The organism is Chryseobacterium sp. KCF3-3 (assembly GCF_045865955.1).
Lineage (GTDB): Bacteria > Bacteroidota > Bacteroidia > Flavobacteriales > Weeksellaceae > Chryseobacterium.
Window position 1 is genome coordinate 326,363 of record NZ_AP035792.1, and the last position, 24,833, is coordinate 351,195.

The following is a 24,833-nucleotide window of genomic DNA, read 5'->3' on the forward strand; positions in this document are numbered from 1 at the left end:
CGAAGATGATCTTCTCTGCTTTTTCATTTTTATATTAATATCATTTTTGCTTTCTTTTAAAAATTAGAATACTTATAACTGATAAAAAAAACATTATCAAAACAGAATATATCACTGTTGATAAAAATTCTTTATCATATTTAGCAATATCAGGAATACCATCTCCATACAATTCATCATTTTTATAAAAGGAATGAATAATATACGCTCTTGCTAAAAATAGAAGCTCAAGAAACACTATAATTCCGATGGCTATCTTAGATCTTTTATCAATTATCATTCTATTTCTTTTCAGCTATTTCATCTGGAATATTAGTTATTTCATAAGATGTTTCTAAATCATTATATATCTTTTTTGAGTCAGATAGAAGCTTAACATCTATTTCATCATATTGTTTTTTAAAAATTGGATAATGAAGATCTGAAGTAAATTTATTAATGGTTTTATTTTTATCACTTATAATATAAAACCTTAAACTTGCATAATAGGGTTGATCATAGCCAACATTGACTGTTATATCCTGATTATAATCTCCAAAATAAATGTTTTCATTTTCCAAACTGATTAATATCTTATTTCCTTTCAGATCAATACCATCTGAATGGTTTATTTTAAAGGTTATTTTCTTGCTAAGTTGATGTACATTTTTATTAAATAATTGGGGAATTTCTCCTACAAAATTTTTAAATGCAATTGTATCACTAGTGATAGAGTCATTTTCTAAACTATAATTTTCTCTATATCCACCCAGATCCTTACTTTTATTACAGCTTATTAAGATTAGAGTTGTAAAAATTAATGTGAGAAGAGTTTTTATTTTCATAATATTATTTTGGTAAAAATTTTTCATAAGTTGCTGGGACACCTACCGGCCAGGTACCTGCTTTTACATCCAAATATGCTCCATCCGGGTTCCAGATTGCTTTATCTAATTTTATTTCTTTTTTCCTGTATTTATTGTAAGTATCCATATCATTTGGATCCGACTGATATGTATCTTTTAAATCTGTTTTAAAATTTTCCCAAGTTGAACCTCCCTCATCATGATCAGAAGCATAAGTATCCCTATGATTCTGTGTTCCCCATGCATCTTCATATAGTGATCTCCTCATATAGCCATAGACTGTTATTTTACCATGATTAGCCATTTTTTGTGCCAAGCTTTTATCTTTAAAAGCATTTGTAGTTGTCTCCGAACTTGTTCCGATACCAGTTCTGCATGCATAAGAATAAAATACAGATGTGTTTCCATCTAAAAAAACAGCTGGATTAACTTTTGAAAAGCTCTTGGCATCAAGTTCCTGCTTCTCAGCGCCTTTACCTTCGTACCCAAATGCTATTACTCCTTCATTTGTTGTATTTCTTACATAACCATGTGAATATGCAAAAATTTCCTTAACTCTTCTTTTATTATCAAAAGCTGTACTATCCCTATTTCCAGAATTAATAATATTAACAACATCATCTATTGTAGTAACTCTTATCACTGTTAAGCTCTTATTATGCTTAATTAAATCATTTGTTATTGTTGACAACTGATTTTCGGAATATCCATCAGTAAATAAGGCTACCTTAACAAAAGGGTAATTAGGATATTTAGTACGAACTTTTCTGACTGCTTCCCCGGGAAACATTAGCTTATTTGCAATATTTGTCGAGTGCTGCTCAGTACCTATAATTATTACTACCTCTTCTTTTATTAAATATACTTCTGCTTTTACATTCGGGCTATATTCTTTAAAAAAGGCATACACTCTCAATTTAGCAATATTTCTATCCTTCGGTACAGCATAAGAAATCTTCTCTTCACCCGTTACCTGTGGTGCATTAGCTATATTGGTATCATCATATTGTATCGCCCATTTAAGACTCTTCAATTCTGATTTTGTTGGCGTTCTGTTGTATTGAATGGCTTTAAAAAAATAACTTTTCCCTTTTTCTATAATTTTAATCTCTTTTGTACATGCAAAATCTTCATAGCATTTTACAGCCTTTACCTGTAATGGCTTTGTTTGCTCTTTCTCCTGATATTCATCAAATTTCTTTCCTCCTTTTTTCCCATAAAAGGTGTTTTCCTGAGGAGATTTAAAATCCAGAGTTCCTTTGGAAGCATCTTTCATAATATGCTCTGCTTCCTTGTAAGATCTACCAAAGACATTTCGTACGATATTTCCGCCTTCGCCTGCCATATTACTGCATTTTTACCTGTTTACCACTATTGATAAGCACTTCCTTGGCACTTTCTACATTAATGGCATCTTTTGTACTGATGTAAGAACCTGCTTCCATATTCTCTGTAATATTTTTAGCAGTAGATTTTCTGCCAGCCTCTGCGGTTTCAATAATATTGCTTGCTATCAGATTATAATCATCATTAGCCGTTTCAGTGATATCTTCTCCAGCCATAATATTTATATTCCTCTGGGCAGAAGCAATAATGTTTTTCCCGGCATTGATCTGCACATTTTCTCCGGCTGTGAAGGTGATATTTTTGGGCGCATTCACCACAATATTCCCCTTTCCGTCCATGAGATAAGTATTTCCACTAGGATCTTCAATAAAGATGCTTCCTTCCTGATCGTTAAAAATCACTTTATTACCACTTCTTGTCTGAATAGATTTAAGGTGATTATTAATGCTTCCTCCCAATGCAACCTGTCCGTGGAACATTCCTCCCATAGCAAAGGGAAAATCGGGATGATGGTATTCAAAACCGACCATTACCTGATCTCCTACTTCCGGCACAGCTACAAAACCTCTGTTTTGAGTGATCATATCTGTACCTCCTGCATCAGGGCTCATCATTCTGATAAAATGGGTGGTATCCGGATTTTTCTGCCAGTCGAATCTTACCTGTATTCTTCCCTGGTTAAGGGGATCTGTATTGGAAATAACAGTGGCAACCTGTGGCTCGGCCTTGGGTTGTATAAAATCCGGTTTTGGCATAAAACCTGTTCCTTCAGCAATCGCTTCAAAACTACCGTTATAATATCCTCTGGCGTTGACTTCATGAGTCACCTCCGTAATAGTAAGTTTTGTAAAATAAGAAGTCTGGCTGGTGTCAGGCTTTCGCATTTCCATATCAGCAAGGCAACCTGGATACAGAAAAGGAACCGTAGTATTTCCTGCCACTGTAAATACTTCCACAGCGGCACTTCCGGCGGCACTTTTCTGAGAATCGCTTACATCCACAAACATATTGGCATTGATAGGTACGGGAGACAGAGAAGGTGTTTTAAAGATGGTATTGTTAAGCTCATAAGCTTTTGAAGGGATTTCTCCCAGATGCCTGATATTATTTTCTGAGCCCTCCATTTTAGTATGACTGCTGCTGTTATATCCAAAAAACTGAGGATTGGTATGAACAGCATTCAGTTCTACCTGAACATCTGTAGCATTGCTTCCATAAACAAGCTTGATCGGTTTTTCCGAAGGTGGAAGTTTTCCGAAATGAAGTACTTCCCCATCATAGTAAAACTGTTCTCCGTAGGCTTCGGCTGTTCTTGCAAGATAGTTATAATGGGTCTCGTTATATTGTGAGCTATAATTGATATAGCTTTTATTCTGTGTATCTACTCTGAAATCAAATTTTTCTGTTCCCAGAGCTTCTTTAAGTATTTTGTTGGCAATAATTCCTGTATTAACGGTCTGATCACCTCCAAAACTTTGAGTATGGGGAGCAGCATCCATCAAAATGGTAGGGCTTTGGCCTCTCAGGACAATATTTCCCAGACTCATTTTTTCCTGGCTGAATGCGGCTTTGGTGATTACTCCTACAAAAGTTCTTTCCGGGCTTTCACTTTCATAATCTTTATATTTGAAAACAATGGTAATTCTTTTTCCCAAAAACTGACGGGCTTGTTCCAGTGTGTGGTTTTGAGCTTCCCCAAGAGAATCATGGGCCAGAATAAGTTCAAAATTGTGATGGCGTCTCGCACTTTGCTGTAGGCGGAAATGCTTGAAGTGTTTGATTATTTTGCCTTCAATCACAATATCCAGTTTTACCACACGGTTGATTCCGGGAATATGATTCTCAGAAATCTTATCGGAATTCGAGGCATTTTTATTCATAGTGATTAGGTGTTTTTTTCAGAACTTTATTTGGAATAAACAGTCGTTCTATAAGGTTAAAAAAGGCAGAACAGCTTCCCTTGAAACGGATGTACTATTCTGCCTGATATTTAAATTCTGAATATGCTTAAGAAGGCCATGCTCCGAAGTAAGAAGAATTCCCCAGATCTATCTGTTCTGCACTTACCACAAAACTGATATACATACTGTTGTCATCTACAGCATCGAAATCTACCTCATGCTGGATTACATAACCATTGTTCCACTTCAATGTTGTTAATGTTCCTTCTTCGTGAGATTTGTTGAAAGTAATCTCTCCTACAGTAGGCTTATACTTTCCGTTCAGTAAACTTTCCAGGATGTCTGATTTATCAGTAGCTTCCACTGTAATTTTGATAAGCGCGTTGGAAGGATCTGATGCTACACGCCCTGATACGTCTGTAGCTCTTGATACGCTATAGTTAAGTTTTAATAGCTTTTGTCCTTCTCCGTTGTTGAATTTTAAAATTCCTCTTGAATTTCTTTCTGCCATGATTGTAAATTTTAATGGTTAATGTATTGTGATTGTTTGCTTTCTATATCACCAAATATAGATGTATTTGCAAAAAACAAATAGCGTTTATTATTAAATTTAAAAAAATGTAGTAATAGTACGACTAACACTTGTTAGGTTAATTATGTGTTATAAATCAAGTGTTTGCTGTTTTTCATAACTAAAAACAGGATTATTTTATGGTCTGTTTAAAATTGTTTGAAGGGGCAACAATTTAACTCCAAAGTAATCCTGTAGAAAAATCTTCCGCTCCATCCTTTGTAAGTACAACATTTTTTGAGAAAAAATCTAGATATCAGAGCTGAAAATCTTTTAATAAGGCTCGTTGAACATTATATTCAAAAAAAAAAACAGAAAAAAAATAAATACACCAAAATACTGACGAACAATAGATTAAAACTACAATCCAGCTATACCAGCATATTTATTCAAAAAAATTAATCAAAAAAACTTGCGTGGTATTATAAAATATTATACTTTTGCATCACTTTAAAACAACGAAGTAATAAACGAAAACATAAATGGTTTCTTAGCTCAGTTGGTAGAGCAATGGATTGAAAATCCATGTGTCCCTGGTTCGATTCCTGGAGAAACCACTTCAAAACCTCTAATTTATTTTAGAGGTTTTTTTGTTTTTTAATATAACTTCTTTTCAGCAATCTCTAAACTTGGGATTTATCAACTGTTAAATCTGATTTGATGTTAATGAATTGAGAATTTGTAAATAGTTGAATGCTTATATACATTATTAGGCGTCAGTATTGGTGATGGAAAATGGGATTGGTTAATTACATCGGGAAAATTCTGTGTTTCCAAACAAAACGCCTCTCTTTCCTGGTATAGGTGATCTTCTTTTCCTTTTATATTTTTTATCCAATTAGCAGTATATAACTGCAAACCCGGCATAGTGGTAAATATTTCCATTTTTCTCCCTGACAGCGGTTCTATAACAGTAGCTACTAAATCTAAACGATGCATAGGGTGTCTTAAAACAAAATTATGATCATATCCTTTTCCAATCGTAAGCTGATCATGATCCGTATCAATTCTGTCTCCAATACCTGTTATGAAAGTAAAATCAAACGGAGTATTTTTTACAGTTAAAATTTCACCTGTCGGTTCAAGGTTTTTTGTAAGAGGAGTGTAAAAATCAGCCTCAATCTGCAATTGATGGTTATTTATTGTTCCACTTCCCTCTCCCGCCAAGTTAAAATAAGAATGGTTTACCAGATTGAGTATAGTTTCCTGGTCTGTTGTCCCTGAATAATCTAACCGTAATTCATTATTTTCACTAATGGAATAAGTTACCGTTACAGATTCTGTACCAGGATAACCCTCTTCCCCGTCAGGAGAAGTGTATTGAAAAAATGATGTAGTATCGGTGTAGTAGATGTTTTATATTGTTTTGATTAATAATTTTCACATTTGAGATTTATTAATCACAAAAAGATCGAAATGTAAAAAATTACTTATTCAGCCAGCTTAAACATTCGGCGATTTGCATTTTACTGATAAAAATTTCAGTATTCACTTCCGGTTCCGGTGAGAGCCTAAGTTCTACTTTCTGGCTGGAATGTTTGATAATTTCTGAAACTGCGTCTTTATTAATGATAAACTTGCGGTTTATTTTAAAGAAAATTTCAGGATTCAGCTTTTGAATAATATCTTTAATGGTATCATCATAAATATAGGTCTGATGATCTTTAGTAGTGAGGAAAAGGTATTTCCCGGAGGCAAAAAAATAAGCGGCGTTATGTTCATCTATTGATTTGAGTTTATTCCCCTCTCTTACCATAAAACGTTTCATGACCTCATCGCCTGCCTGTCGAAGGGATGAAATAGACTTAAGAACCGGTTCAGGGTCGAAATTATTTCTTATGGAAATAAATTTTTGTAAAGCTTTATGCAAATCTTCTTCCTCGAAAGGCTTCAGAAGATAATCAATGGTGAAATGTCTGAAAACCCTCATCGCGTATTCATCAAATGCAGTAATGAAAATAATCGGGGTAAAAAGCTCTATCTGTTCAAAAATTTCCAGGCTCATTCCATCTCCAAGATGAATATCCATAAAAATAAGATCTGCCGAATCTTTCTCAAAGAAATCAATTGCCTGTTTTTTGGAACGAAGAATAACAGTCTCTGTAACAGGGACAATGTTCTGTGTATCTAAAAGATTTTTCAGATAATTCACAGCCAGCAGCTCATCTTCTATAATGGCAATTTTCATAACGATGCAAAAGTACAAAAAAACCGCTGAAACAATTAAGTTCAAGCGGCTTCCTCTGTATTGAATTTGATATGAAGTTCTATAAATTAGGGTTATTCTTCTTCGCACTCATTGGATATTCAATGGTATATCGCGGATCATTCTGCTGAAGAATATACTCTTTACCACTAATCGTGTGGCTTATTTTTTTCTGATTTGCTCTTCTTAAGTCGAACCATCTTTGACCTTCCAAAGCAAATTCTCTGAATCTCTCATCCAGAATAAAGGTCATAAATGCTGCAGAATCCATTGAGTTTACTGCATTTTGTACTGAAGTATATCCATCCGGAGTATATCTGTTTTTTAATACTTTCAGAAGTGTTTCTTTAGCTTCTGCCAGTTTATTCAACTTTAATAATGCTTCAGATTTTATAAAGTACTGTTCAGCTGTTCTGAAAGATACTTTAAATTCTAAGCTTCCTCCTTTGGTGACTTTATACTTACTACCATTTTTTTCAAAATACATGCCAAACCTTTTATCTGTAGTAGAATTGTATGAAGAAATCAATTCCGGAGATGCAAAAGATAAGTTCTTTATAGAGTTATCCCATGTATTATCCAAAGCCATGATAGACTCCGGAGAAGCATAATGGTTGGGTGGTGTGTTGACAGTATTTAAATTGCTCAAATCTCCTTTTACTGCCAATACCTGATCTGCATAGTTTAAAGCCTTATTCCAGTCTCCTTCATATAGAGCAGCTCTTGCCTCAAATGCCAGCAATGCTGTTTTTGAGAATCTATAATTGACTCCCAGTGCCTGCTTCTGCTCCACCATCAGATCCTCAGCCTTTTTAAGGTCTGCGTGAACCTGTGCATATACTTCCTGTACAGAAGATGGCTTCAATACCTGCTCAAGATCAATTTCAAGATTGATAGGAACTCCTCTGTCTGTAGAAGCCGTAGCACTGTTGTATGGCTTTCCGTATAAATTCACCATATCAAAATACAGGTAAGCACGAAGGGCATACGCTTCTGCTAAAATCTGGTTCTTTTCCGGAGAATCCTGCATGGTTTTGCTTCCTTCATTGATAATCTGATTCAGATAGAAGTTTACGTTATAAAAGCTTAACCAAGGAAGCTCCACAGAATTAGAGTCATAGTTCGAATCTTTCCACATTGCCATTTCACGATTAGAAATAAAATCTGCTGAATTATCATCAATATTCACCTCATCAGTACGAAGTGCCACCAGTGATTTGTGAACAGGATATTTTGAATATGCAGATGTAAGTACTTTTCTGTAGTCTTCAGCAGTGGTAGGAATCACTTTTCCTTCAGGCTGAATATCTAAAAACCTGTCGCATCCGATACTGATAAAGCTGATTGCTGCAAGTGCTATGATTGCTGTAATTTTTCTCATTTTTCTCAAGTTTTAAAAAGAAACATTAAATCCTACGGTTACCGACTTGGTGATAGGCTGTGCATAAATATTACCATACGTTTCCGGATCAAAATATCCGCTATATCCGTTACTGAATACAAACAGGTTACGCCCTTCAACACTCAGTCTCAAACTTGTGATTCCCATCGGGTTTGTAAATTCTTTAGGAAGTGTATACCCCAAACGGATACTGCTGATTCTGATATAGCTGATCTCTTTCGCCCATACATCCAGTAAACTGTATGCATTGGAACGGTTTCCGGCAAACCATTTATTCGCCATCCATCCGTCCGGATTAGCGTCCATATCAGGACTTGTAATTCCCGGAAGCGAACCTCCGGCTTCATAAATATCTCTTGTGTAATTTCTTCCTCTGTCCAGCTCCATACCGCGGTAAGAAGGTGTTCTCATTACCGTCTGCTTCAGGTTGAATGTTGCAGAGATGGTAAGGTCAAAATTACTTACTTTAAATGTATTGATAATACCTCCGGTAAACTTCGGATCTCTGTCTCCTACATAAGTAAACAAGCTTCTTAGCTCAGCATTTGAAAGTTTGGTATCTACAAGCTGCCCCGGAAGGAAATCTGCATACACATCATATAATTTAAAGAATTCAGCTGCTGAAATCTTTTGGTCTCCTTTCCAGAACAATGGGTTTCCGTGTTCATCCATTCCTGCGGTCTTCAAAGCAAAAACTGCATTTACAGGCAAACCTTCTCTTGAAGGAAGGAAAGCATTTTCGCGAGGCTGTTCGCTTAATACTCTACTCTTGTTGTGTGCAAAGTTGATCGTAGTGGTCCATTTGAAATTATCATGATTGATGTTTCTGGTAGATATGGCCAATTCAAAACCTTTATTGGTCAAACTTCCCCAGTTCATCATGGTATATTCAAATCCCGTTTCAAGAGGAGTTTCTCTCATACTGATCATATCCGTACCTTTTCTGCTGTAGACATCAGCAGTAAGGCTTACACGGTTATTGAACAATCCTAAATCAAGTCCAACGTTGGTGTTGGTAGTTTTTTCCCATCTCAATTTATCATTCGGTGGGCTGATAACATTGATGACTCCTTCTTTTATTCCCGGAAGAATTGTTGCATCATTGTATTCACCGATAAAGAATGGCGAGGTGTTTCTGTCAATATTTCCCTGAAGACCATAAGATGCTCTCAATCTAAGGTTAGAGATTGCAGAAATATTTTTCATGAAGTCTTCCTTCGTTACCAGCCATGATCCTGAAACGGCCCAGATTGGAAGGTATTTATACTTTTTGTTAACCCCGAAAAGGTTGGTTCCATCATATCTTACACTTCCGAAGAAAGTATATTTCTGATCGTAAGTATATGACGCTGTCGCAAACATAGAAGCATAAGCATTTTCGATAGGAGCTGCTTCACGGTAGGTTTCATATCTTTTGTCCGCTGCAAAACTTGAACTCGGGAAAACGATTGCTGTGGCTCTTCTTGTTGCAGGATCGTATCCGAAAGCTCTCGTGATAGTCGTGTTATCTTCTGTTTTACGGATTTCTGTACCTGCCATCAAATCAATTTCATGCTTATTGATCTTTGTGCTGTACGCTGCCTGCAATTTCCAATTGTATTGGAAGAAATCATTATCCCAGTTTTGTTTTACCGCACCAGCCGGTAGAAAGTAATTGTATTTACCATCTTTATAGTAACGGGTATTTTCTCTCATTTTTCTGGTGAAGTAGGTATTCTCTGCTGCAAATTTCTCTGTTTTATTAGCATCATACTGAAGGCCTAACTGAGAGGTAAATCTTAAACTTTTTGAAGCTTTATATTCTAAATCTAAAATCGCTTTCAAAGAGTTATTTTTCAGTGAATAGTTGGTATTCTCTCTTTCTTCCAGGAAGTTGAAAGGAATATAACGGTCTTCAAAACCATCCATATCTTTATCATAGTTGTAACTTCCGTCTGCATTAAAAGGTCTCAGATATGGATTGGCATTTCTTGAATAGTTAACCGGGTTTATTGAAGCATCAGCATCCGTTACAAAAGAGGTACGTTCACTTTGCGTTCCGAAAATAGAGATTCCTGCATTTAACTTATCGCTTAATTTGTAGTTGTTTTTTAAAGTCAGGTTATAACGCTTAAAACCTGTCCCGATAGTTGTTCCTTCTTCATCATAGTACCCCAGAGAGAAATAGTAATCTGCGCGGTCACTTCCTCCGGAAACACTTAATCCGTATTGTTTGTTGATGGCATTTCTGTATAACAGTTTGCCCCAGTCTGTATTGTTATTTCTTAAACCGTTAATCTGTTGGCGAGTCAATGAATTCAACGCATCAAAACCTCCGTTTCTGAAAGCATCAAGCTGGCTGTTCTGAGTCAGAATTCTCATTACTTCTCCTTTATCTGCACGGTACGTAAGATCTGCACGCTTGGCAAGCATCAATTCCAGATCTACTTTTTCAGAGGCATTTAAAAGGTTTAATTTATCAAAGTCAGGACGTGATGTCACAAAAGTATCTGCTGAGAAATTCAGTTTCAGACTTCCTTTCTTTCCTTTTTTAGTGGTGATAGAGATAACTCCATTGGCTGCTCTTGCACCATAAATAGCTGTTGCTGCAGCATCTTTAAGAATGGTAATATCTTCAATATCGTTAGGGTTCAAACCTGCGATAGAGAAGTTCTGAAGCTGGTCAATATTGTCTTTATCCGTAAAGTTCGGAACATCATTTCCTTCTAACGGAAGACCGTCAATTACCCATAGCGGATCCTGAGGACCGGAAAGAGAAGCTGTACCTCTGATTCTGATCTTCGCCGGACTTCCCGGAGCTCCCGTTTCAGGAGTTACAGCCACACCGGCAATCTGCCCTGCCAGCATCTGATCTACACTGGCAACACCAGCCTGGCTGATGTTGTCCATTTTCACTGTAGAAACCGCTGAGGTCTGTTTACGCTTTTCAATTTTCTGATATCCGGTGATGATGACTTCCTGGATTTTATTTTTATCTGAAACCTCAGAAGTCAGTCTGATGGTATAGTTAGTCTGCCCTTCATTAAGCTGAATGACTCTGGATTCATAACCTGGATAACTTACCAATACGGTTTTTGTATCGGCTGGGATTTCCAATATAAATTTTCCGTCCTTATCTGTCACTGTACCTACTGATACACTTTCGATAATTCCTTCTAATTCTGTTTTTGTAGAGACCGACTGTGTCTCGATTTTTATAGATGCACCGGTAATAATGTGAGACGAATTTGCATCTTCAATTTTCCCGGTGATGGTTTTCTTTTGCTGGGCCATTGCTATATTAGCAGCCAAAAGAGGTAAAAGTATTAGAGTTTTTTTCATTGCCGTTTATTTGTTTAAAGCCTCTTGTATACGAATGATTAAATCTGTGTAATGTGCTCTGGAAGCATCATCACCTCTGTACCTTGTTCTGTTCAGTAAGTCCAGAACTTTCTGAAGTTCTGCTCTCTTGTAAGTCGTCACTTCAGATACTCTTTTCATGGATGAATAATTGATATTCCTCAAACCGTGATCCTCTTCATGGAAATTACAGATGGTCGGCATATTCAAAGTATCATCTACTTTCAATCCTTTTACCGCTGTTTTTTCAAATAATTTGTTCACCGAAACGATCAGGGCATCCACATAATTTTTCTGTGTCATTTTCTCAAGCATCGTAAGGCTTCCTTTTTTATTGAAAATGGCAGTTCTTACCTGATCAAATAAATTTTCAACCGTATAGATTTCTTCTTTAGAGCCGGACATCTCATGTTTCAGCTCATTTTCAAGTAACCTCAACAGCCTGTCATCCATAAACAAGGAGTAGATATTCGCATACTGCATTCCTCTTGCCAGGGTATACGGCGTCTGCTCGAATGGTCCCATTGGTGAATCTTTAACCGGATATGTTTTTTCTGTAATCGGATTAAAGAATAACCACTCCGGAAGATTAATCGCATTTTTAACAAGATAATCAACCGCTCTTCTCTGAATTTCTGCAGGTACAGCTTCGTAAGCTTTCTTTTTGTTACCAAAAACAGTATTGTTAAGGTAAATTCCTCCTACATTCGCCATCACATGACCTGTATACAAATCCCACTGTCCGATCACTCCCAGATACAGTTTTCCGGCATCTGTGTATTCTTTACCATCTTCATACGTCCATTTCAAGAGGTTGTTAATCACCACTTTCAGGTTTTTGATTCCATATTCGCTGGCTTTCATCGCATCATCACCTAGATCTTCAGACTGTGAACGCGGATCAATGGTTTCCAGATAGCTCTGCTGCTCTCCATAGAAATACATCGGGTCATCTTCATGTTTTTCAATTAGGTTTTTCAGCGCTTTTTTCTCTACGAATTCATCCGGATACCAACGGTAACCCCACTCTATGGCATATTTATCATAAAGACCAATTTTCGGAGTGATTGCTGTAACGCCATCTTCCGGCTGAGCTACGTAATTGTAACGTGCATAATCCATAATGGAAGGTGCCGTACCGCCCATTTTGTCTGTAAATTCTTTGGAACGAAGCGACTCTACCGGGAATGCAAAGGATGCTCCCATATTGTGCTTCAGTCCGAAAGTGTGTCCTACTTCATGAGATGAAACAAAACGGATGGCTTCACCCATATGTTCATCACTGAATTTATTTCCTCTTGCTTTTGGATCAATAGGCCCTGTCTGAATTCTCATCCAGTCATGAAGAGAAGTCATCACATTATGCCACCAGATGATATCTGCTTCAATAATTTCCCCACTTCTCGGATCTACTACTGATGGTCCCATTGCATTTGACTTTGGCGAAGCGGCGTAAGTAATTACAGAATATCTTACATCATCAATATCAAAATCTTCATCTTTCTCATCCGGCATTTTCGCAACCACTGCATTTTTGAATCCTGCCTGCTCAAACGCCGCCTGCCAGTCATGTACTCCGGCAATGATTTTCTCACGCCATTGTTTTGGAGTTGCCGGATCGATATAATAAACGATCGGTTTCTTAGGCTCTACCAGCTCTCCTCTTAAATATTTTTCTTTATCTTCATCTTTAGGTTCAAGATTCCATTTGGTAATGAAAAATTTTTCATCCATTTTTTGCTGGTTGTCATTGAACGACCAGTGTTTTTCGGAGAAAAATCCTACTCTTGAATCCGCAACTCTTGGTTTCATCGGTATTTTAGAAAGCAGAACCAGATTGGTTGTAACACCTAAAGTTACCGGAAGATCTACGCCCCCTTCATTGACAGAAGTAGACAATTGAGATTTCACCACAAGGTTCTTAGGAAATGTTTTCACTCCTTCTATATAAGAAAGACTTGATTTCACAGATCCTCCTAATCCTACATTGGCCAAAACATCATTAAAGCTCTTTTGATTTCCATCAAAAACTTTGTTCACTTTAATGGCTACTGCTGTAGAATCATTGTTTTGTGCCTCAATATCAAAAACCTCAATGACAGATTCTGAAAAGTTATCCTTCACCGATTTTGTAATGGCATCATTTTTTGGAGATGACACTTTAGGCACCATCGTTTTTACCCATACTTTTTTAGCTACAGGATCACGGTGAAAAGAGATGACTTTATTTTCATAATTCATTCCTTTGTTTAAACCTGCTTCATTAACCTGCATAGGTACCTGAGAAAGTTTGTTTACCACCAAAAACTGACGTCCCATCAAACTGTCAGGAATTTCAAAATAAATATCCGTCTTTACCTGAATGGTATTAAAGAGTCCTTTTTTATAGGTTCCTTTTTTGATCAGGTCTTCAATTTTTTTGGTTTTCTTTGAGGAAGAGGTCTCTGTCTTATCCGTTTTTTCTTTGTTGACCTTTACCGTATCTTTATCTTTTTTCTGTGCTACTGCCATTGGTGAGGCCATAGCAAGACCGAGATACAGTGCGAGCCTGTAATTCTTCATTAAAATAGTCCGATTCATTCCAAATAGTAAATATCTTAGTTTCAGTAAGCAAAGCTATAAGTATCGTGAATCATATATATAATATTAGGGAGTGAATGGTGCTAATTCGGGAGTGAATGGATTTTATTTTTACTCCATTAAAGGCAAAAAACATACGAAATATTCACCATCTACAGAAATATTAAGAAGATTATTCTTAAAATATCCATAAATTTGGTTCAAATAATCAATTCCGAATTTCTCTCCCTGCACTGTTTCTGCTTTAGGCTGCCATGTATTCTTTACCGTGATCCCATCCTTGTCAACGGTAATGATGATTTCCAGAGGCTGATCTATGGTTGCAATATTGTGTTTGGTCGCATTTTCCGTGACAATCTGAAGAGATAAATAGGGAATTCTTTTTTCCAGACTTTCCGGAGCATTAATAATCAATTCAAACTTCAATTCTTCATCAAACCTGCTTTTCAAAAGTTCCATGTATTGCTGTATAAATTTGATTTCCTGCGAAATCGGAACAATATTATCTTTCGGAGGCACTATAAGATACCTGTAAATCTTAGAGAGATTCATGGTAAACTTCTGAGCATTTTCTTTATTAATCCCGATCAGCATATAAAGGGAATTCAGAGAATTGAAAAGGAAGTGCGGATTGATATTATTTTTAAGCTGCTGAAGCTGATTGATTACTTCGGCTTTATGCATCTTTTCGTTCTCTATCAACAATAAATTCTTCTCAGACTGGATTTTCTCTTTCTCCTGATAGGCCAGGCTGGTTGCTCTTTGAAACAATATAAAGACCGTTACAATAAGAAACAATGCTGCCAGAAAAATATAAACGGTATAGGTTTTTATCTTGCTGATATTTTCATCAATAATAAAATTCACGTGATTCACTACCGTGTATCCTTCAAAATTATCCGTTTTCAATGGTTTTATGAAGCGGGTTACTTCCACTCCCAGATATTCTGAGACCGCTGTTCCTTTAGTATATCCTGCTTCAGTTTTGCTCGTGAGGGTATCATTAGCTTTAATATCCGTAAAGTCAAAAATATTCTTTCCGATGTATTTTTTTTCAGGATGGGTAATACAGATTCCTTCTTTTGTAAAAACATAGGCGTAAGTATTGGAGCTTTTATCTACGTTAATAAAATATTGATGAAGATCATCCAGACTCACGGTAGAACCATAATACAATTTGTTTTTATCAGGCAGCATCAAAGAATCATAGCTTACCCAGTACATGCTGTCCTTTTTGGTAAGCAAAAGGTCTTTGAAATGTCCCGGACCATTGTTTTTTATCACAATAGAATTGTCTTTATGATCTGTATTCTTGAAAATATCAGATAAGGGATTATTGCTCTCAGACTTTCCTGAATTAATGTTTTCATAATAATACCAGCTGTAAGGGAGCAGATTTCTTTTTTTGTTTAAATCATTTAAAACCAAAGAATAATCTTTATAATTCTTCAGACCGTCTTTCTGGATCAGGGCACGAAGCAGATATTGATAATCTTCAATATTTCTGAATTCATGTTCTATAGACTCATATTTTCGGAAGAATGTTTTCTTTGCAAAATCATCGGTATTTTTCCGGCTGTCTTCAGTGATCAGAAGACTTAGAACAGCAAATGCTGCCACAGCAATCAGGCAGGCAGACAAAGCAGTAATATAAATGGACTTTTTGGATAAAGCGTGCTTAAAATTAATAATCAAATTCTCTAAATTGTAAGTTCCTCAACATATAAATTATTCGTTTGCAAAGATATAACAAAGATTCCAGGACTGTAAAGTGAATTATTTTTATCTTTTAAACCGCCAGTAGGCAAGCTTATTTTTTAAATAAAAACATGTATTTTCAGCTATTTATTTCAAAAAAATAAAAAAACTACCAAAAAGATGGTAGTTTCAATGTATTCAGATTCTAATTTTTTCTACAATTTTCTTACTAATTCTTCGGTAGTCAGGATGGTGGCAAATTCTTCACTCAGATTGGCTAATGCCATGAAATGAACCAATTCTGCTTCATATTTTTCTCCATGTATCCCTACTCTGTCAAAAGCTGCCGTAGCATCAGAAATTACATAGGTTTCATATCCAAAATTTCCCGCCATTCTTGCTGTAGTGGAAACACAATGATTGGTCGTAAGTCCCAGAATCACCACAGTATCCGTTTTCTGAAGATCTAATTTTTCTTTCAGATCCGTTCCTATAAAGGCACTGTTGACGTTTTTTGTAATGACACATTCGTCATTCAGAGGTAAAACATGATCATTAAATCCAAATCCAGGATCAGATTCATGCAGTTTCGATGTAAGATTGGTTGAGCTGTGCCTGATGTGAAACACCGGCAAATTCAGATTCCGCCATTTTTCCAATATTTTTCCGCTTAATTTTTCTGCTTCTTTGTTATTTCTGTTTCCTCCCCAATAGTTTTCATCAAGAAATCCTTTTTGAATATCAATAAGAAGCAGTGCTGGTTTTTTATCCCGTAATTTCATCTGTTTTTATTTTATACATCATTGGAAAAGTCTGCTCATAAGAAACTTATTATATTCATCTTTCATAGGAGAATCAAAGAGATCAAATACATGCAGCGCACCGGGAATTACCCATAATTCTGTTTTCACTCCTGCTTTATATAAGAGCTGAGCATATTCTACATCTTCATCTCTTAAAGGATCCAACTCACAGGCAACAATGGTAGTTTGTGGCAACCCGGAAAAATTATGATAAGACGTAAGATCCGAATATTGAATGCTTTTATCTTTATTTTCTTCGCCCAGAAAATGCAGCCACGCTGTCTTTGCGTAATTTTTATTCCATAGTGGAATATCTGTAAACTCTTCCATTGAAGGAGTATTCAGTCTGTTGTGAATGACAGGATATAGTAAAAACTGATGTTTTATATTTTTAATAGTATGGTCTGCTGCCATTTGAGTTACTGCCGCTGCCAGATGCCCACCTGCACTTGCCCCGAAAACGGTGATATGATCAGAATTAATCCCCAGCTCAGAAACACCATGTCTTATGATCCATTGTAAAGCATCAAAACCATCTAAAACAGGAATGGGAAACCGGTATTGAGGAGCCAGCCTGTAATCAACAGAAATAATAGTTGCCTTAAGTGTATCTGCAATTTCAAACATATGGTCATCCACCTGCTCCGGCAATCCGAAAACATATCCTCCTCCATGAAAGTAAAGAAGAACCTTGTCACGGTTAAAATCTTCAGGCTGGTATACGTGAAGTCTGATCTCATATCCATCTTCCGAACTCGGTATAAAGATATCTTGCACAGCAATATGAGGCGGTTTTTTAAAAGGATGTGCTTTCGTAAATTCTTTTCTTTCCTGCTGAATAATTTCCGGGCTATTCAAAAATAAATTTTCATCAATTTCTAACGAATAAGGAACATTTTCAATGCTATTTTTCAGATCAATGTTAATTCTATTAAAATTCATAATATTTCAAATATTTTATACTAAACAAGTCATAAAACCATTTTTCAACAGAATATTCCCTGTTTTTATTTGTAAATTTACCTATCAACATTATGCTTTCCAAGTGTACAAATGATTGTCTGGAACGAACAAAAATGTAAGTATGAGTATTAAAGAATCATCCACCAATAATGAAAATAAGAAAACACTGGAGTACAGCTGTTCTGAAATATATGCTGTGAATCTGATCAGTGGCCGCTGGATACTTTCCATCTGTTATCATCTTAAACATGGAAAACTGAGATTTTTTGAACTGAAAGATAAGATCCACAATATTTCTGAAAGAATGCTTACCCTTCAGCTAAAAAAAATGGAACAGGAGGAACTAATCATCAAAAAAGTATATGCAGAAGTTCCCGTAAAAGTAGAATATGAGCTTACAGAAATTGGAAAAAAACTGATTCCTGTTCTGAATCAGCTTGAAGTATGGGGTAACGAGCATAAAAAAGTGAAGAAAAAATAAGCTAAATTCTCACTACTTTTTTTAAAGAAAAAGTCTAAAGAACAACTCTTATTTTATACACAAACCGAAAGACAAAAAAACAGGAATAAGTCTTAAAGTTAGTTAATATCGTTGTTCAGACCACAGATTCAGCACGCTATATTTTGAAAATTAATTATCTTCGCCTACAAATCTTATTTGAAAATGAAGAAGATCATCTCCGGGATATCTATTTTTTGTGCCATCGCAATCTCTGCTCAGGAAGCCATCCAGTTTCAGGAGCTGCCATTCAAAGATATTATTGCAAAAGCCAAGAAAGAAAAGAAATTGGTTTTTATTGATGCATATGCTTCCTGGTGTGGTCCATGCAAAATGATGGAAAAAAATGTATTCACTCAGAAAGCTGTAAGTGATTATTACAACACCAACTTCATTAATGCAAGATTTGACATGGAGAAAGGAGAAGGAAGAGACATTGCTTCAAAATTCGGAGTACGTTCCTATCCTACTTATCTTTTTCTGAACGGTGAAGGTGAACTTGTTTCCAGAAATACAGGATATATGGAAGAAAGTCTCTTTGTGGCAATGGCACAGGACATTAATTCACCCGGAAATAAAAAAGGTTCTCTTAAAGATCGTTTTGCCGGTGGTGAAAAAGACCCGGAATTCCTGATCAACATTATGAAGCTTAATGCTAATTCAGATTATGAATTCGCAAAAAAAGCTTCTGAAAGATATTTCCAGAATAAAAAGAAAACTGAAGAGCTTACGAAGGATGAAATTGGATTTCTTCTTTATTTCGTAAAATCATCAGAAGATACCAACTACAATGTCTTTGCTTCCAGAAAAGCAGAAATTATTAAATATCTTCCTGAAGAAACTTATACCGAATTTGATGCTCAGCTGAAGTTAGGAAAAATAGTAGAACAGTCAATTGATGATAAAAATAAAAAAATCAACGATGACTATTTCATGAAAACTGCCGAACCATTGGTTGGAAAAGAAGCTGCTATAAAAAAGCTGAATCAGACGAAGCTCAGCTATTATGAGCAAAACAGTAATTTTCCTGAATACGAAAAAGCTGCTTTAGACTATTATAAAAATTCTGATACCTTTGATCCAAATGAGCTCCTGAGAGCAGCATGGATATTCGCAGATCATGTGAAAACACCGGTTTCCTTAAAGAAAGCTACTGAATGGGCAGAAAAATCTGTCATGAGAAGCGAAACTTCTGAAAACACTTATATACTTGCCAAACTCTATCACCTTACAGGAAATAAAGAAATGGCAAAAAACTATGCTGAAATGTCCAGAAACATGGCAGTTCAGGGCAATAAGGATTCTCAACTGGCAGATGAATTATTAAAGCAAATAAAATAAACATTAATACTGGATGAAATATAAATTATTAGCAGCAGGCATACTAGCCTTCCTGTCGGCAACTACGTTGAGCGCTCAGGAACAGGAACAAGGAGGACAAGAGAAAAGTTTATACATAAAAGGAAATGCTTTATTTGCTCCAATAGGGATTTTAAACCTTGGAATAGAAAAACAGATAAGTCCAAAATATACAATTCAGGGAGATGTTTTCATTTCACCATGGAAATCTTTCGGTGGGCATAAACTACAGTTTTACTCTGTCTCTGCAGAAGGAAGATATTACTTTACTGAAGCTTTCAAACATTGGTATCTAGGAGCCAATGTATCTGTTGCCGCTTACAATGCATCAAAATGGAGCTATTGGAATGATAATACCGCCGAAAACTGGAATGGAGAAATTCTTGTTAATTCTAATCTTTATCAGAAAGGATTTTCTGTGATGCTGGGAGTTACTGCAGGATACCAGTTTCAGTTATCTGAACGATGGAATCTTGATATCTATGGAACAATCGGAACATCGCAAGGGTTTTATAAAGGTTATGACAAGTCTACAGGAAGACGTTATGATTCTGCTGAGAAGTTCAATAAAAGCGGTGAAATCATCCCATACAGAGGAGGTGTAATGATTTCTTATAAATTAAAATAGTACAATGAAACCATTCGGAAGAAATCATATCATCATATCAGTGATCACTTTTGTGATCCTTTTTTTAATGAATTATTTAGGGAACGATCTGCCTGATAAATTACAAAGGGCATTAATGACGGCTTTTGCAGGAGTTGTCGGATTAACTGTGGGACTCTTTATATTAAATAAGGGCAGAAATGATAAAAATCCGCCCCAAAATTTTGATTAATTAGTCTTCATATACCACATATCTGGTTCTGATCTTTTCGAAACTTTCCAGATCTTTTTTCCATGAATCTTTAATTTCCGGAATTGATTTTCCTGCGATAATCTGTTTTCTCAATTCATCAGTTCCGGATAAAGTATCAAACCATAGATTTTTCAGAAAGAAATCCTGCTGGGGATTTTTATAATTTTGATAGGCTTTGATTACCCACTCCAGATTAAGTTCTCTTAGATCTTTAGGATAATTGGAGAGGTTTTCACCATAGCATAATTTCCCGTTCAGAAAGGGATCTTTAGCACCATAGCTTGGCTTTGGTGTAAACTGATAAGGCAAATTTTCCGTCCATGGAGAGCCATAAATCTGGAAAGGAAGATCTGTTCCTCTTCCCACAGAAACCTGAGTTCCTTCAAAAAAGCAAAGACTTGGATATAAATTGATGGCTTTATCATTAGGCAAATTAGGAGAAGGTTTATCAAGTATCTGATAACGCTGCTTTTTATGATAATTCTTCATCTGAACAAGCGTATATTTAGCCTGAACTTCATTTTTCAGCCATTTCTCACCATTCACCATCTTTCCATACTCACCTATTGTCAATCCATATACTACGGGAACTTCGTGAAGTCCAACAAAACTTGTCCATTTTTTTCTCAAGACAGGTCCGTCAGTATATCCGTCATGTGGATTGGGACGATCCAGTACCATGATCTCCACATTATTTTCAGCTCCGGCTTCCATCAGGTAAGACAAAGTGGAAATATAGGTGTAAAACCTCACACCAACATCCTGAATATCAAAAACAACGATATCAATTCCTGAAAGTTGTTCCGGTTTTGGCTTTTTATTATTTCCATATAGAGAGACAATGGGAATTCCTGTTTTTACATCTACACCATTTTTCACTTTTGCCCCTGCATCAGCATCTCCTCTGAAGCCATGTTCAGGAGCGAAAATAGACTTGATTTTAATTCCGTTTTTTACCAGAAAATCAACCAAATGGGTTTTATCACTCATTAAACCTGTCTGATTGGTCACCACTCCTATCGTTTTATTTTTTAGCAGCGGTAAGTAGATTTCAGGCTGGTCTGCACCGGTTTTAAAATCCGGTTGAACTTGAGTCTGAGAATAATATTGGTTGAATACTCCTAAAAAAATTAGGCAAATCAGAAGTAAATTTTTAATTTTGAAATCTAAATTCATAAGCTTGAAATTTCCTTTATATTTCTCTAGAAAAATAGCATTTTCCAAAGATAACAAAAATAACCTTTCAAGGGTTATCATCTTCATTGGCAGGCTTTCCGTAGCATTGGGGATTATTGTTTCCTTAATTACTGTAGCCACTGGTTTTGGTTCCAAAAAAGCTATCAAGGAGAGGCTGGCTGATTTCAGCGGACATATTACTGTAAGGTCTACACGATCTAATTCTTCATACAATACTTCTGTACTGGATAATCAGGGACTGAATATTGCCAAAATAAAAGAGCTTCCTGATGTGGAAAGTACCCAAAAATATGTGACGGTAACCGGAATTATGCGTAATGAGCACAATTTTGCGGGCATTATATTCAAGGGAATAGGAAAAGATTTTGACAGTTTAAGATTCAAAAAATTTCTTATTGCCGGAACAACACCAAAAGTAACAGAGAAAGGTTTTAACAATGATGTTGCTATTTCCCAGAAAGTCGCCAAAGATCTTCATCTTAAAGTAAATGACAGCATTGTTACTGTATTTTTAAAAGCAGATCAAAAACCACTTTATCGTAAATTCAGAGTTATCGGGATTTATAGAACTGACATCAAACTGATTGATGAACAATTTGTTATCGGTGGAATAAATCACGCAAGAAAAATTCAGGATATGAAACCTGATGAAATTGGTGGAATAGATATTTTCCTGAAAAATGTAAATGATATCGACAAAGATTTTCCTGAAATTGAAAAACTGATCGGTTATAAAAACTATGCTGAAAAAGCGACAGAAAAATTCCCACAGATTACAGACTGGATCAGTATTTTTGATACCAATATTGCTTTAATCATTATTATCATGCTGATTGTAGTGGTTATCAATATCATCATGGTTCTTCTGATTCTTATTATTGAACGAACCAATTCTATTGGTCTTCTGAAAACATTAGGAGCAAGCAATTCACAGATAAGAGCCACTTTCATCAATTATACCCTGATTATTATGATCCCTGGACTTTTGTATGGAAATGCTATCGGATTAGGACTGATTTTAATCCAGAAATTCTTTGGCATAATAAAACTTAATCCGGAAAACTATTACGTGAGTACAGTTCCTGTAGATCTTAATCCAATCGCGATTATCTCTATCTCAGTAGGAATTCTTTTTATTTCTGGATTAGCTTTGATTATCCCAAGCTACCTGATCAGTAAAATTTCTCCGGTGAAGGCGATTAAGTACAACTAATCTTATAATTGATAGTTATTGATTTTAGGTAAACTGATTTTGGCGTTATCCACTGCTACCGCACGAATCCTTTCGTTTGGTTTACAACCAGAGATCAAAACACAAGATTGAATTCCTAAAAACTTTTGTTTTTTATGATCCCTGCTCTCCAAAGTCAGGAGACTTTGCCAGCTGGGGATATACCTTCATCTTATTTGTGGACGCGAGCGAGACGCTCGCGCCAGCAGGGGAGGCTTATTTTTTAGTTACAATTGTAAGGATAGCACTTCTCTAGATTACCCTTGGCATCAAAATTTAAAACCCATGATTTAGGGTCATAACCGCTATCATTATTAGGTTTTATATATGATAATTTATTTGTCTTTAATCTTTTCACAAACTCTGAACTACTGCTTTTGTCAAAAATACAGAATGTATTCTCTGATTTTTTATAAACATTATAATCTTTAATAAATTCACTTATTTGGTATATGCTTTTAAATCTATAAATTATAATAGTAAAGCCATTATAAGAGTGTTTATGTGATATTCCGCTTTGTACCTCTGTAATCTCTTGTTTTTCTTGAAAATATAAAACAAAAACAGAACTGTCAACTTTTATTTTAGCTTTCTCACCAAATTGCGAGACAATATTTTCCACTAATTTATCATCACTTATAGATTTGATAGTTTGTTGGGCAATACAAGAATTAAATAGAATTAATACTAAAAATAAAATTACATTTTTCATTTTCCTTTTTTTTCTTGATTTGTTATTGATATAATTTTCTGACTATCAAAATGTATTCTTAATGCTCCATCATAATAATTTGGTGCATATAACAGGAATTTAACATTGGGATTATTTTTTGCTGCCTTAATATCACCGGTAGGTAATCCCTTACTATAATCAAATTTTCCAGTTGCTACATCATAATTTACATTAAATCCACTTGGCCAAAATGTTACTGCATCTGGATGATTATGTTCACTTTCTATTAATGTTGCCCCTAATTTAATAAGAGGAACCATATCTTCTTTATGAATAGTACCTACAAAACTGAATTTATCACTCTTATAATTTGTAAATACATTCCTGTTAAATTCTACACTTGTATTTTCTGCTAAATAATCAAATACTTTTTTTGCTCCTTCTGTATTACCCCCAAATTTTAAATAATCATAAGTCACTTTTGTAGTTTGACCACCATCTAAAACTTCTACTTCCTGACTGCCAGAATTTTTTGCTATATAACCTTTTTCACCAACTTCGACCCCTCCATCATTCTCAGTTTTAAGATTACCATTAGTATCAAAGTTTTTCTCAGAGTAAATTACATCGGTTTTAGATTCCCTGCTACCGCACGAATCCTTTCGTGTGGTTTATTTAAAACTATAGATCAATACATCAGATTGAATTTCTAAAAACTTTTGTTTTTTAATGATCTTATATTTTTAAAAGAAGCTCTTTATTATTCTGAATTCATATATCAACATCACAAATAATAAATACTGAATTTGTAGTATAAGTTCCACACGAAGGGATTCGTGCGAGAGCGAGGGATTTAATGGTTAACAAGATTTCAGATTTCTGAGCCAAAAATAAAACCCACCGTGGTTGCAGTGGGTTTATTTTTATCTACCACACGAAAGGATTCGTGCGGGAGCGGGGAAAGTTTTCCATCACTGCTAACATATAAAGTTAAACCTGTTTCTTTTTCTAAATCATTTACAATTTTATTTTGTGTTTCTGTCGAAATATTTTTTCCAAATGTAATATCTTTATTTTGCATACCGTCTGGATCAACAAACCGCATTGGGTTGCCATAAGCGTATGTGTAAGGACTCCATCTTCTTGAAGTTTCTGTTAAAGGATCAACTACTCCCCATCTTCCTATATCAGGCATATACATCCTAGCTCCATAATCCCTGCTACCGCACGAATCCTTTCGTGTGGTTTATTTAAAACTATAGATCAATACATCAGATTGAATTTCTAAAAACTTTTGTTTTTTAATGATCTTATATTTTTAAAAGAAGCTCTTTATTATTCTGAATTCATATATCAACA

The 24,833-nt window shown here is 35.5% G+C and carries 20 protein-coding genes, 1 tRNA gene and 1 pseudogene; 6 read left to right on the forward strand and 16 right to left on the reverse strand.

Features of this window, described 5'->3' with window-relative positions; translation table 11 throughout:
- Nucleotides 1–281 precede the first annotated feature (281 nt).
- The 4 genes from ACKTTZ_RS01525 to tssD form a co-directional block, all read right to left on the reverse strand.
- Nucleotides 282–824 (reverse strand): hypothetical protein, encoded by a 543-nt coding sequence (locus tag ACKTTZ_RS01525; RefSeq protein ID WP_034695171.1) that lies wholly within the window; start codon nt 822–824, stop codon nt 282–284.
- A gap of 4 nt (nt 825–828) precedes the next feature.
- Entirely contained in the window at nt 829–2,190 is a 1,362-nt protein-coding gene (locus ACKTTZ_RS01530) for a hypothetical protein (RefSeq protein ID WP_253317013.1), read from the reverse strand.
- Between the two features lies 1 nt (nt 2,191).
- On the reverse strand, nt 2,192–4,072 hold the full coding sequence (locus ACKTTZ_RS01535) for a type VI secretion system Vgr family protein (protein ID WP_253317014.1): 1,881 nt from the start codon (nt 4,070–4,072) through the stop codon (nt 2,192–2,194).
- A 127-nt stretch (nt 4,073–4,199) separates the two neighbouring features.
- Nucleotides 4,200–4,604 (reverse strand): type VI secretion system tube protein TssD, encoded by a 405-nt coding sequence (gene tssD / locus ACKTTZ_RS01540; RefSeq protein WP_034695169.1) that lies wholly within the window; start codon nt 4,602–4,604, stop codon nt 4,200–4,202.
- 544 nt (nt 4,605–5,148) lie between these two features.
- Between tssD and ACKTTZ_RS01545 the strand changes: the two genes are divergently transcribed.
- Nucleotides 5,149–5,221: transfer RNA gene (locus tag ACKTTZ_RS01545), tRNA-Phe, on the forward strand.
- A gap of 106 nt (nt 5,222–5,327) precedes the next feature.
- Here the strand turns inward: ACKTTZ_RS01545 and ACKTTZ_RS01550 are convergent.
- The 8 genes from ACKTTZ_RS01550 to ACKTTZ_RS01585 all read right to left on the reverse strand — a co-directional run bounded on the left by ACKTTZ_RS01550 (nt 5,328) and on the right by ACKTTZ_RS01585 (nt 17,634).
- On the reverse strand, nt 5,328–6,017 hold the full coding sequence (locus ACKTTZ_RS01550) for an aldose epimerase family protein (protein WP_407849123.1): 690 nt from the start codon (nt 6,015–6,017) through the stop codon (nt 5,328–5,330).
- A gap of 73 nt (nt 6,018–6,090) precedes the next feature.
- Nucleotides 6,091–6,852, reverse strand: a complete 762-nt coding sequence (locus ACKTTZ_RS01555; protein ID WP_034695168.1) for a LytTR family DNA-binding domain-containing protein — start codon at nt 6,850–6,852, stop codon at nt 6,091–6,093.
- A 79-nt stretch (nt 6,853–6,931) separates the two neighbouring features.
- Nucleotides 6,932–8,251, reverse strand: a complete 1,320-nt coding sequence (locus tag ACKTTZ_RS01560; protein WP_407847055.1) for a RagB/SusD family nutrient uptake outer membrane protein — start codon at nt 8,249–8,251, stop codon at nt 6,932–6,934.
- A 12-nt stretch (nt 8,252–8,263) separates the two neighbouring features.
- On the reverse strand, nt 8,264–11,593 hold the full coding sequence (locus ACKTTZ_RS01565) for a SusC/RagA family TonB-linked outer membrane protein (protein ID WP_407847056.1): 3,330 nt from the start codon (nt 11,591–11,593) through the stop codon (nt 8,264–8,266).
- A 6-nt stretch (nt 11,594–11,599) separates the two neighbouring features.
- Nucleotides 11,600–14,173 (reverse strand): zinc-dependent metalloprotease, encoded by a 2,574-nt coding sequence (locus ACKTTZ_RS01570; RefSeq protein WP_407849125.1) that lies wholly within the window; start codon nt 14,171–14,173, stop codon nt 11,600–11,602.
- 129 nt (nt 14,174–14,302) lie between these two features.
- Nucleotides 14,303–15,886, reverse strand: a complete 1,584-nt coding sequence (locus ACKTTZ_RS01575; RefSeq protein ID WP_253317016.1) for a histidine kinase — start codon at nt 15,884–15,886, stop codon at nt 14,303–14,305.
- Between the two features lie 218 nt (nt 15,887–16,104).
- Complete coding sequence (locus ACKTTZ_RS01580) at nt 16,105–16,671, reverse strand: cysteine hydrolase family protein (protein ID WP_407847057.1); 567 nt, start codon at nt 16,669–16,671, stop codon at nt 16,105–16,107.
- Between the two features lie 18 nt (nt 16,672–16,689).
- Entirely contained in the window at nt 16,690–17,634 is a 945-nt protein-coding gene (locus tag ACKTTZ_RS01585; RefSeq protein ID WP_407847058.1) for an alpha/beta hydrolase, read from the reverse strand.
- A gap of 142 nt (nt 17,635–17,776) precedes the next feature.
- On the opposite strand from ACKTTZ_RS01585, the gene ACKTTZ_RS01590 reads away from it, so the two are divergent.
- From ACKTTZ_RS01590 to ACKTTZ_RS01605, 4 genes are all read left to right on the forward strand, one after another.
- Nucleotides 17,777–18,136 carry a winged helix-turn-helix transcriptional regulator gene (locus ACKTTZ_RS01590; protein ID WP_407847059.1) on the forward strand — a complete coding sequence of 120 codons (360 nt, stop codon included), beginning with the start codon at nt 17,777–17,779 and terminating at the stop codon, nt 18,134–18,136.
- A gap of 183 nt (nt 18,137–18,319) precedes the next feature.
- Nucleotides 18,320–19,495, forward strand: a complete 1,176-nt coding sequence (locus ACKTTZ_RS01595) for a thioredoxin fold domain-containing protein (RefSeq protein WP_034695155.1) — start codon at nt 18,320–18,322, stop codon at nt 19,493–19,495.
- Between the two features lie 13 nt (nt 19,496–19,508).
- Nucleotides 19,509–20,141, forward strand: a complete 633-nt coding sequence (locus tag ACKTTZ_RS01600) for a DUF3575 domain-containing protein (protein WP_034695154.1) — start codon at nt 19,509–19,511, stop codon at nt 20,139–20,141.
- A 4-nt stretch (nt 20,142–20,145) separates the two neighbouring features.
- Nucleotides 20,146–20,352 (forward strand): hypothetical protein, encoded by a 207-nt coding sequence (locus ACKTTZ_RS01605; protein WP_034695152.1) that lies wholly within the window; start codon nt 20,146–20,148, stop codon nt 20,350–20,352.
- On the opposite strand, the gene ACKTTZ_RS01610 is transcribed toward ACKTTZ_RS01605, so the two are convergent.
- Nucleotides 20,353–21,549: a DUF1343 domain-containing protein gene (locus ACKTTZ_RS01610; protein WP_034695229.1), complete on the reverse strand. Its 1,197-nt coding sequence runs from the start codon at nt 21,547–21,549 to the stop codon at nt 20,353–20,355.
- A 4-nt stretch (nt 21,550–21,553) separates the two neighbouring features.
- Between ACKTTZ_RS01610 and ACKTTZ_RS01615 the strand changes: the two genes are divergently transcribed.
- Nucleotides 21,554–22,783 carry an FtsX-like permease family protein gene (locus ACKTTZ_RS01615; protein ID WP_034695151.1) on the forward strand — a complete coding sequence of 410 codons (1,230 nt, stop codon included), beginning with the start codon at nt 21,554–21,556 and terminating at the stop codon, nt 22,781–22,783.
- A gap of 241 nt (nt 22,784–23,024) precedes the next feature.
- On the opposite strand, the gene ACKTTZ_RS01620 is transcribed toward ACKTTZ_RS01615, so the two are convergent.
- The 3 genes and pseudogenes from ACKTTZ_RS01620 to ACKTTZ_RS01630 form a co-directional block, all read right to left on the reverse strand.
- Entirely contained in the window at nt 23,025–23,513 is a 489-nt protein-coding gene (locus tag ACKTTZ_RS01620) for a hypothetical protein (protein ID WP_407847060.1), read from the reverse strand.
- Nucleotides 23,510–23,953 carry a JAB-like toxin 1 domain-containing protein gene (locus ACKTTZ_RS01625; RefSeq protein ID WP_407847061.1) on the reverse strand — a complete coding sequence of 148 codons (444 nt, stop codon included), beginning with the start codon at nt 23,951–23,953 and terminating at the stop codon, nt 23,510–23,512. Before ACKTTZ_RS01625 ends, ACKTTZ_RS01620 begins: the two co-directional genes overlap by 4 nt.
- A gap of 598 nt (nt 23,954–24,551) precedes the next feature.
- A pseudogene (locus tag ACKTTZ_RS01630) lies at nt 24,552–24,699 on the reverse strand (RHS repeat-associated core domain-containing protein); the annotation flags it as partial.
- Nucleotides 24,700–24,833 lie beyond the last annotated feature (134 nt).